9 protein-coding genes are annotated in these 8478 nt (G+C 72.7%); 2 read left to right on the top strand and 7 right to left on the bottom strand.

The window, feature by feature from the left end:
- Nucleotides 1–383 precede the first annotated feature (383 nt).
- Together ABT106_RS11550 and ABT106_RS11545 are read right to left on the bottom strand one after the other, a co-directional pair.
- A complete protein-coding gene (locus ABT106_RS11550) occupies nt 384–587 on the bottom strand; it encodes a cold-shock protein (protein WP_030011983.1) in 204 nt (67 codons plus the stop codon).
- A 316-nt stretch (nt 588–903) separates the two neighbouring features.
- On the bottom strand, nt 904–1167 hold the full coding sequence (locus tag ABT106_RS11545; RefSeq protein WP_267721227.1) for a MerR family transcriptional regulator: 264 nt from the start codon (nt 1165–1167) through the stop codon (nt 904–906).
- 310 nt (nt 1168–1477) lie between these two features.
- Here ABT106_RS11545 and ABT106_RS11540 point away from each other — a divergent pair, with 310 nt between their 5' ends.
- Nucleotides 1478–2125 carry a response regulator gene (locus tag ABT106_RS11540; RefSeq protein ID WP_351275447.1) on the top strand — a complete coding sequence of 216 codons (648 nt, stop codon included), beginning with the start codon at nt 1478–1480 and terminating at the stop codon, nt 2123–2125.
- 52 nt (nt 2126–2177) lie between these two features.
- On the opposite strand, the gene ABT106_RS11535 is transcribed toward ABT106_RS11540, so the two are convergent.
- The 5 genes from ABT106_RS11535 to ABT106_RS11515 all read right to left on the bottom strand — a co-directional run bounded on the left by ABT106_RS11535 (nt 2178) and on the right by ABT106_RS11515 (nt 6623).
- On the bottom strand, nt 2178–3491 hold the full coding sequence (locus tag ABT106_RS11535) for a sensor histidine kinase (protein ID WP_351275445.1): 1314 nt from the start codon (nt 3489–3491) through the stop codon (nt 2178–2180).
- Nucleotides 3492–3579: 88 nt separating this feature from the next.
- Nucleotides 3580–5046, bottom strand: a complete 1467-nt coding sequence (locus ABT106_RS11530; protein WP_351275443.1) for a serine hydrolase domain-containing protein — start codon at nt 5044–5046, stop codon at nt 3580–3582.
- Between the two features lie 151 nt (nt 5047–5197).
- Nucleotides 5198–5674 (bottom strand): iron chaperone, encoded by a 477-nt coding sequence (locus tag ABT106_RS11525; protein ID WP_351275441.1) that lies wholly within the window; start codon nt 5672–5674, stop codon nt 5198–5200.
- Nucleotides 5671–6171 carry a helix-turn-helix transcriptional regulator gene (locus ABT106_RS11520; protein ID WP_502979309.1) on the bottom strand — a complete coding sequence of 167 codons (501 nt, stop codon included), beginning with the start codon at nt 6169–6171 and terminating at the stop codon, nt 5671–5673. The genes ABT106_RS11525 and ABT106_RS11520 overlap by 4 nt, the downstream gene beginning before the upstream one ends.
- Nucleotides 6172–6212: 41 nt before the next feature.
- Complete coding sequence (locus ABT106_RS11515; protein WP_351275437.1) at nt 6213–6623, bottom strand: VOC family protein; 411 nt, start codon at nt 6621–6623, stop codon at nt 6213–6215.
- 590 nt (nt 6624–7213) lie between these two features.
- Between ABT106_RS11515 and ABT106_RS11510 the strand changes: the two genes are divergently transcribed.
- Nucleotides 7214–8365 (top strand): ATP-grasp domain-containing protein, encoded by a 1152-nt coding sequence (locus ABT106_RS11510; RefSeq protein ID WP_351275435.1) that lies wholly within the window; start codon nt 7214–7216, stop codon nt 8363–8365.
- Nucleotides 8366–8478 lie beyond the last annotated feature (113 nt).

The raw sequence follows: 8478 nt of genomic DNA, 5'->3' as shown, positions 1-8478 counted from the left end.
GCGAATGGTGCGGTTCATGCAGAACCTTCCTCGATGCGGCACGTATCGAGGAATCCCCGAAGGGAGATTCGCGAGAACGAGCCGAATGAAATACGGGGCAGAGCCGTGCCGCGAAGAACGGGCCGGTCTGCGTGGTGTGCGTGCCGCGCTGCGCATCGCGATGCCGGGTGACCGGCGGACGGTGCGCGGGGCAGGGGGCCGGGGCGGCGCGTGGTGAACGCTGCCGCCCGGCCGGACGTAGAAGCGGGCCGGCTGCCGAGGGCACGCCGTCACCCGCCGCCCGTGCGGGCCGGTGGGAACCGGCGGGGCATGGGGAGGGGAAATGCAACGAGCTGGGGCCCGCACCCCAAGGTGCGGGCCCCAGCTGCGTGTACGCGTCAGCGTCAGGCGGGAACGATGTTCTCGGCCTGCGGGCCCTTCTGGCCCTGCGTGACGTCGAAGGTAACCTTCTGGCCTTCCTGAAGCTCACGGAAGCCAGAGGAGGCGATGTTCGAGTAGTGAGCGAAGACGTCAGCGCCGCCGCCCTCCTGCTCGATGAAGCCGAAGCCCTTTTCCGCGTTGAACCACTTCACGGTGCCAGATGCCATATGAATTCTCCTTTGGGGCAGTGCCCGGAATCGCACTGTGCGATTGCCGGAGTCGCCGCGATGATTGCCCCGACCGGAAATAACACCGGCTAAATAAAAAGTGCGCCCGCCGGAAAAATCCGGTGAGAGCACTTGTAAGTTTTTGGGAACCACAACTGCAACTGAGATCACAGTAGCACAGGGGGGTCGGGCGGCCGGGGAGACTTCGCCTCACCGGCCGGTCGTGCCGGGGAATATTCCGGGAGCTCCTTCGAAATTCTGTATCTGCAAGAATAGATATCCGTGCTCCGAAGTCATATGAACGGCGCCGCTGGACTCAGGAAACCCCGGGGCGCCGGTGCATCCGCTCGTTCAGCCGGAGGGCCTCCTCGAGCTGGTCCTCCAGCACGATGATCCGGCAGGCCGCGTCCACCGGGGTGCCGCCGTCGACGAGCTCCCGGGCCCGGGCCGCGATGCGCAACTGGTAGCGGGAGTAACGGCGGTGGCCGCCGGAGGAGCGGAGCGGGGTGATCAGGCGGGCCTCGCCGATGGAGCGGAGGAAGGCGGGGGTGGTGCCGAGCATCTCCGCCGCCCGGCCCATCGTGTAGGCGGGGTAGTCGTCGTCGTCCAGGCTGTCGGCGATCGGGGACTTCTCAGAGGTCACACAAGAGACGCTAACGCCGATGAGCAGGCATGTCTACTCTGACCAGCACAGCTTTTCTCCCCGATGCGCATCCGGAGTTCTTGCCCGGCTGGATTGCTTTTCTCCGCGGGGCCTTCCCGAATTCACGCTCCGGGCGGCCGGTCCGGGGCGCACGGTGAGCTGACGGACCCGGCGGAGCCGATTGCGGCGGTCCGTTCGAAGGGTGTGTACTCCCGGAGGAACGCCGGGCGATCGTGGGGGATTCGACATGCGTGTGGTGCTCGCCGAGGACCAGTTCTTGCTGCGCGAGGGGCTGACCCGGCTCCTGGAGCCGCACGGGTTCGAGGTCGTCGCCGCAGTCGGCACCGGCCCCGAGCTGATCGAGGCGCTCGCCGTGCACGAGCCGGACGTCGCCCTGGTCGACATCCGGATGCCGCCCACCCACACCGACGAGGGGCTGCGGGCCGTCCTCGACGCCCGGCGCCGGCGCCCCGGGCAGCCGGCGGTGCTGCTCTCGCAGTACGTCGAGCAGCTCTACGCGCAGGAACTGCTGGCCGACGGCGCCGGAGGGGTCGGCTACCTGCTGAAGGACCGGGTGTTCGAGAGTTCCTCGTTCGTCGGGGCCCTGCGTCAGGTCGCCGCGGGCGGCACGGTCATGGACCCGGACGTGGTGTCGCGGATGATGAGCCGCAACGCCCAGGACCGGCAGGTGTCCCGTCTCACCGACCGGGAGCGCGAGGTCCTCGGGTACATGGCGGAGGGCCGGTCCAACGCGGCCGTCGCCGCCGCCCTGGTCATCACGGAGAAGGCGGTGGCCAACCACATCAACAACATCCTGGCCAAGCTGGACCTGCCGCCGTCGAAGGACGACAACCGCCGGGTCATGGCCGTACTGACGTACCTGAACCGGAGCTGACCCCCCCCTTACGGGCGGGGCCGGCTCCGGCGGGGTGCGCGGGTCCCGCGGCTCAGCGGGCCGGGGTGGGGGCGGCGGGCGCGTCCCGCAGGATCCCGCACGCGATCTCGAAGGCGGCCGTGGTGGGGCCGCCCGGGGGGCTGGTGACGGCGAGGACGCCGTCGAAGGCGGCCAGCCGGCGTTCGACCCCGGCCAGCCCGGTGCCGTTCGAAGTGTCGGCGCCGCCGACACCGTCGTCGTGGACGGCGACGCGCAGGCCCTCGTCGGAGTACCGGACGTCGACGGTGACCTCGGAGGCGCCCGAGTGCTTGGCCGCGTTGCCGAGGAGTTCGGCGACGGCGAAGTACGCGGCGGACTCCACCGGGGCGGGCAGCCGGCCGGGGACCGCACCGGTGACGTGGACCCGCAGGGGGAGCTCCAGGCCGAGGGTGCGGACGGCGTCGACCAGGCCGCGGTCGGCGAGGAGCGGGGGGTGCACCCCGTGCACCAGGTCGCGCAGCTCGCGCAGGGCCTTGACGGAGTTCTCCTTGGCCTCGGCGAGGAGGGCGCGCACGGCCTCCGGGTTCCGCTCGACCAGCGATTCGGCGGCGGAGAGGGTCATCCCCAGAGCCACCAGGCGTACCTGGGCGCCGTCGTGGAGGTCGCGCTCGATCCGGCGCAGCTCGGTGGCCTGGTGGTCCATGGCGTCGGAACGGGAGTGGGCGAGGTGCTCGACGCGGCTGCTCAGCGCGGCCCGGGTGGAGCCCAGCATCAGCCGTACCCAGCGGCCGTGCAGCGGCAGCGTCAGGCGGGGCAGCAGGGTGAGTCCGGCCGCGATCTCCACGAAGCCGAGGGCCGCCGCCAGGCTCGCCGTGGTCGCGCTGTCGACGGGGATGAAGGTGAACCAGACGCTGTCCCAGGACGCGGGCAGGTCGTCCCACAGGAAGGGCAGGCTCAGGCCCCACAGCCCGCCGAGGACGGCGGCCGCGGGAAGCAGCGCCGGCAGCAGTCCGACGATCGGGTTGACCAGGGTCCAGAGCAGGTCCCGCCAGGTGGCGGCGTCCCCGAGCATCCGGTGGGCCCGCTTCCACACCGGGCCCGGGTCGCCCGCCGGCCCGGCGGCGTACGAGGACTCGACGCGGACCCCGGACCAGCGTCCGGCCAGGGCGCGCTGGGTCCGGGCCTGCCGGCGGACCGCGTTCAACGCGCCCGGCAGGAGCGGGAGTCCGACTCCGACGCAGGAGAGGCAGACGACGAGGGACAGCCACAGGAGCAGCAGCGTCTCGTAGAGCGCCAGTCCCCCCAGGGCCACGCCCCGCAGCACCATGGCCGCCGGTCCGCCGAGTTCCCGGCCTGGTGCGCCGATCCCGTTCACGTGCTCACTCATGTCCCGCCCCGTTCCGTGCCGACCGCTGTTTCGGTGTGGTTCCAGCATGGCGAGCGGAGCGGGGGAACTCAGGGGTGCTAGTACCCCTCTATGGGGCGGGTGTGGGGCTGGGAGCGGGCGTGGGGGCGGGGCCGGTGGGGAGGGAGAGGCCCGCGTAGATCTGGTTCAGCACGGTGGGCAGCAGGGCCTGGGCGGTGGTCCGCCCGTCCGGCGACCGGGTCAGGTTCGTCCAGATGACGAGGGTCACGTCGTTGTCCGGGTCGTGGCCGATGAACGAGTTGAAGCCGGGGAGTTCGCCTCCGTGGTAGTACATCGCGGCGTCGGGGGCGAAGCGCTGGTAGGCGATCCCGTACCCGTACTTCTGTCCGTCGGGCGCGGCCGGGTTCTCGGCCTGCGGGCTGCCGAGCCACCGCTTCTGGGACCCCGCGTCCAGGACCTCGCCCCTCACCAGGGCCCGGATCCACGCGGCCATGTCGTCGGCGGTGGAGACGGCGTTGCCGGCGCCGAAGGCGTAGGAGGGGTTCTGCCGGGTGTAGTCCACGGGCGCGAGCTGCCCCGACCGGGCCTGGGCCGTCATCGTGGCGGGGTAGGGCCGGTCGACCAGGGCGTAGGCCGTACCGCCGTACATGTAGCCGTGGGAGTACGGGGCGGGCAGGGACAGTTCGTCGGCGGCGGGGAGCGAGGTCCCCTTCAGTGCGAGCGGGGCGAACAGCCGGTCCTGGAACTGGCGGGCCAGGGAGCCGCCGCCAGCCTTCTCGGCGATCAGGCCCAGCAGCACGTAGTTGGTATTGCTGTACTCGTAGGAGGCGCCGGGCGCGAAGTTCGGCGGGTGCCGGAACGCGATGTCCAGCATCTGGCGGGGTGTCACGGCCTTCCCGGGATCGGCGTCCAGCGCAGCGGAGAGCTCGGGGGCGTCGGTGTAGTTGTAGAGCCCGCTGCGCATCTTCAGCAGCTGGGCGACGGTGATCCGGTCACCGTCCGGCACCCCGTCGACGTACGCGGACACCGGGTCGCCCAGCCGGAGCCTGCCGTCCTGGGCGAGCAGGGTGACGAGCGCCGCCGTCATGGTCTTGGTGTTGGAGGCGACCCGGAAGTGGTCGGCCGTGGTGGGCTGTTGGGACGCGCCGCGTTCGGTGGTGCCGACGGTCGCCTTGTAGGTCCCCTGGGGCGTACGCAGCAGGACCATCGCGCCGGGAACCAAGAGCTGCTCCGCCGCCTTCTGCACGGCGGACTGGAAGGCGGCCGGATCGACCGGCCTGAGGGCCGACGGGGTGGGGGCGGGGGCGGAGGTGCCCGCCGTCGCCGCGGGCGCGGACGGCGCGCCGGAGAGTGCCGCGGCGCTCGCCCCGGGGGGCAGGGCGCAGAGCGCGACCAGCAGCGCCGCGCACGGTGCGACCAGGGCGGCGCGGGGGGTGCGGGGGGTGTGGGCGGCGCGGGGTCCGGCGTGCGGGGGCCGGGTGGGGGTGCCCGTACGCGGCGGGCGGTCCGGGGCCGGGTCCGGGGGGTCCTCGGCTCGGGGGACCTTTGCGCCCGCGTCGGCTCGGGGAGCTCTCATACCCGCATCACAGCCTCGTGCCCCGCGCTCGGCGATCCGGCACCGCGGCCGGGGGGCGGGCGGCGGGCCGGAGCTTCCTCCACGGACAATCCACCCTATTTCACATCATTCGATCCGGCGAGAGGCCGGTGGCGACGGCCCCTCGCCGGACTCAGCCCACCGCTTTCGCGATGAGCGCGCCGATCCGCGCCTCGTCGGCGGCGGTCAGCTCCGTGAGGGCGTAGGAGGTCGGCCACAGGGTGCCCTCGTCGAGCCGCGCCAGGTCGCTGAAGCCGAGGGTGGCGTACCTCGTCTTGAACTTCTGAGCGCTCTGGAAGAAGCAGACGACCTTGCCGTGGTCGGCGTACGCGGGCATGCCGTACCAGAGCTTCGGGGAGAGGTCCGGCGCGCTCGCCTTGACGAGGGCGTGGAGCCGCTCGGCGAGGACGCGGTCCGCCTCCGGCATCTCGGCGATCTTCGCGAGGACCTCGTCCTCCGGGTCGGCCCTGGCCGCGCGCGGGCCGCGGCGCGCGGCCGCCTTCAGCTCCTTGGCGCGCTCCTTCATCGCGTCGCGCTCCTCCTCGGAGAAGCCGTCGTACTGTTCGCCGGCCGCGCCGGAGCGGCCGGCGGACGCCTTCTTGTCCGTCATCGCGGACTTCCCTTCGCAACGGGGGTGGTGGTCGGTCCGGGCGGGGGCGGGTCCGCCGGTGTCCCGTGGTTCCTGACCGGTCGGGTCACCTGCTTCGCCACGCACGAGGGGATTCCCTCCACCCCGCCCGCGGCCCGGCTCCGGTAGACGCTGGGCGGCATGCCGACGAGCTCGCTGAAGCGGGTGCTGAAGGTGCCCAGGGACGAGCAGCCGACCTCGAAGCAGACCTCGGTGACGCTGAGGTCGCCCCGGCGCAGCAGCGCCATCGCGCGCTCGATGCGCCGCGTCATGAGGTACGAGTACGGGGACTCGCCGTACGCCTGGCGGAACTGCCGGCTGAGGTGTCCGGCCGACATGTTCGCGCCGCGGGCGAGGGCCTCGACGTCCAGCGGCTGCGCGTACTCCCGGTCGATCCGGTCGCGTACGCGGCGCAGTCGCGCGAGGTCGCTCAGGCGCTGCGCCGCGGTCAGTGCGCTCATCCACGCAGGATGGCACATGGGGGGACTCCTCCGGTGGTGTGCGGCGGCCGCCGGACGGTTCAGCGGATCTCCTGGATGCGGATCAGGTTGCCCGCGGGGTCGCGGAACGCGCAGTCGCGGAGGCCGTACGGCTGCTCGGTCGGCTCCTGGACCACCTCGGCGTCCGCCGCCTGCACCTTCTCGAAGGTGGCGTCGAGGTCCGGGGTGGCCAGCAGGATCCAGCCGTAGGTGCCCTTGGCCATCATCTCGGTGATGGTCCGGCGCTCGTCGTCCGTGATCCCGGGGTCGGCGGCCGGCGGCGCGAGCAGGATCGACGTGCCGGGCTGTCCTGCGGGGCCGACGGTGATCCAGCGCATCGTGCCCTGTCCGACGTCGCTGCGTACCTCGAAGCCGAGGGCGTCGCGGTAGAACGCCAGGGCGGTCTCCGGGTCGTCGTGCGGGAGGAAGGTCGCGTGAATGGTGAGGTCCATGGCCCTCACGCTAGTCCCGCCCGATGAGGGCCGCTTCTCGATTCCTGACCGGTCCCGGGCCGGGGGCGCGGGGCGCTCGGCGGTGGTGAAGAGGCGGTCCGGGGGGTGGGGCGAAGGGGGCGTCCCGGGCGTTTCGGATCTGGCCGGTCGCGCGCCGAACAGACCGCGACCAGCCGGATTCCGGCGTCCGGGCCCCCGGGCGGCCCGATTGGCCGAAACCCCGCTACTGGCGGGTACTCCGGTCTGCGGTTTTGTGAACGGAATGTGTCGCCGGCGCCGCCAAGTTGGCCGGAACGGCGCGGAAAGGCTTGCCTTCGTGGCGCTCGGGCGCGGCTGGTCTCCCGGTCGGCGGATTCCTTGAGCGGGACTGGAGATCATGGGCCCGACGCAGGTCAGAGCCGGTTCGAGGGCCGAATCGCGGCCGTTTGTAAAGCTATTGACAGTCCCCGATCCCCTTGCGATGTTTTGCTCGCCGCGCCGCTCGATCGAGCCGTCGGCGAGGGGGCCGGGGAGGCGAAGTGGGCGCAGTGGGGGCTGTTGACGGACCGCGGGAAGACCGCCCGCGGGGCACGGACAGCACGACGACCCTCGTGGTCGTCGGTGCCAATCCGACCGTCGCCTGGGAGGCCGCGACCCTGCCCGGCGAGGTGATCCACGTACAGCTGCCCGGCGCGCCCGCGCTCGGCCCCGAGGACCGGGTCCTGACCGCCGACTTCCTGGACCCCGCCGCCTTCCGCTCGTTCGCCGAAGCGGTCCTGCGGCCGCTGGCCCCCACCGCCGTCGTCTCCCTCACCGAACTCGGCCTGGAGCCGGCCGCGCTGGCCGCCCGCCGGCTCGGCGCCGCCGGCGTCGACCCCGCCGTCGTACGGGCCACCCGCGACAAGCTGGAGATGCGGCGCGTCCTGGAGCGCCGGGCCCCGCACCTGAACCCGGCCTTCGCGGCGGGCGACGACCCGGAGTCGGTGGCGCGGCTGTTCGCCGCCTACGGGCGGGCGGTGGCCAAGCCGGTCGACGGGGTCGGCAGCACCGCCATCGCCCTGGTGGAGGGCGCGGACGCGCTGCCCGCCGACCGCCGCACGGCGGGGACCCTGCTCGAACAGTTCGCCGAGGGGCGCGAGTTCAGCGTGGAGGCGCTTTCGGCGGGCGGTCGGCACACGGTCCTCGGCATCGCCGAGAAGGGCACCGCGGGCGGGTTCGTCGAGGTCAGCCACATGATGCCGCCGCCCTCCCTGGACCCGCGCCGGCAGGAGCTGGTGGCCCAAGCGGTCGGCGAGCTGCTGGACGCCCTCGGCCTGACCGACGGGCCCAGCCACACCGAGGTCATGGTCGACGGTGACAAGATCGTCGTCATCGAGACCCACACCCGGCTCGGCGGCGACGGCATCGCCGACCTGGTCCGCCTCACCACCGGGGTCGAATGGCGGCGCGCCGCCCTCGGCTGGGCGGTCGGCGCGGGAATCACCCGGGGCCCCGCCGCCGCGGCCGCGGCCGCCACCGTCTTCCTCACCGCCCCGCCGGGACGGGTCACGGCCGTCGGGCCGCCGCCCCGCCTCGCACACGGGGACGTGCACGCCTGGGACCTCACCGTCCTGCCCGGTGACACGGTCCACCCGCTGCGCTCCTCCTCGGACCGCCTCGGCATGGCCGTCCTGACCGCCGCGGGCACCGACGCCTGCGCGGCGGCCGTCGCGGAACTGATCGCCCGTCCGGTGGTCACCACCGCCCCCGGCCCGGCCGTCTGACGGCCCCGGGCCCTCGCACCGTACCGCCCCGCCCGGCCCGCTCTTTTCGCTCTCTTCGACGCCACCATCACCACACGGGGGACACATGTCTGTCCAGAACGATCCTATTTCCT

This window comes from Streptomyces sp. NPDC002044 (assembly GCF_040296725.1).
In the GTDB taxonomy this organism is placed as follows: domain Bacteria; phylum Actinomycetota; class Actinomycetes; order Streptomycetales; family Streptomycetaceae; genus Streptomyces; species Streptomyces antarcticus.
Note: the sequence above shows the minus strand (reverse complement) of the source record. Positions and strands in the feature narration are given on the sequence as shown.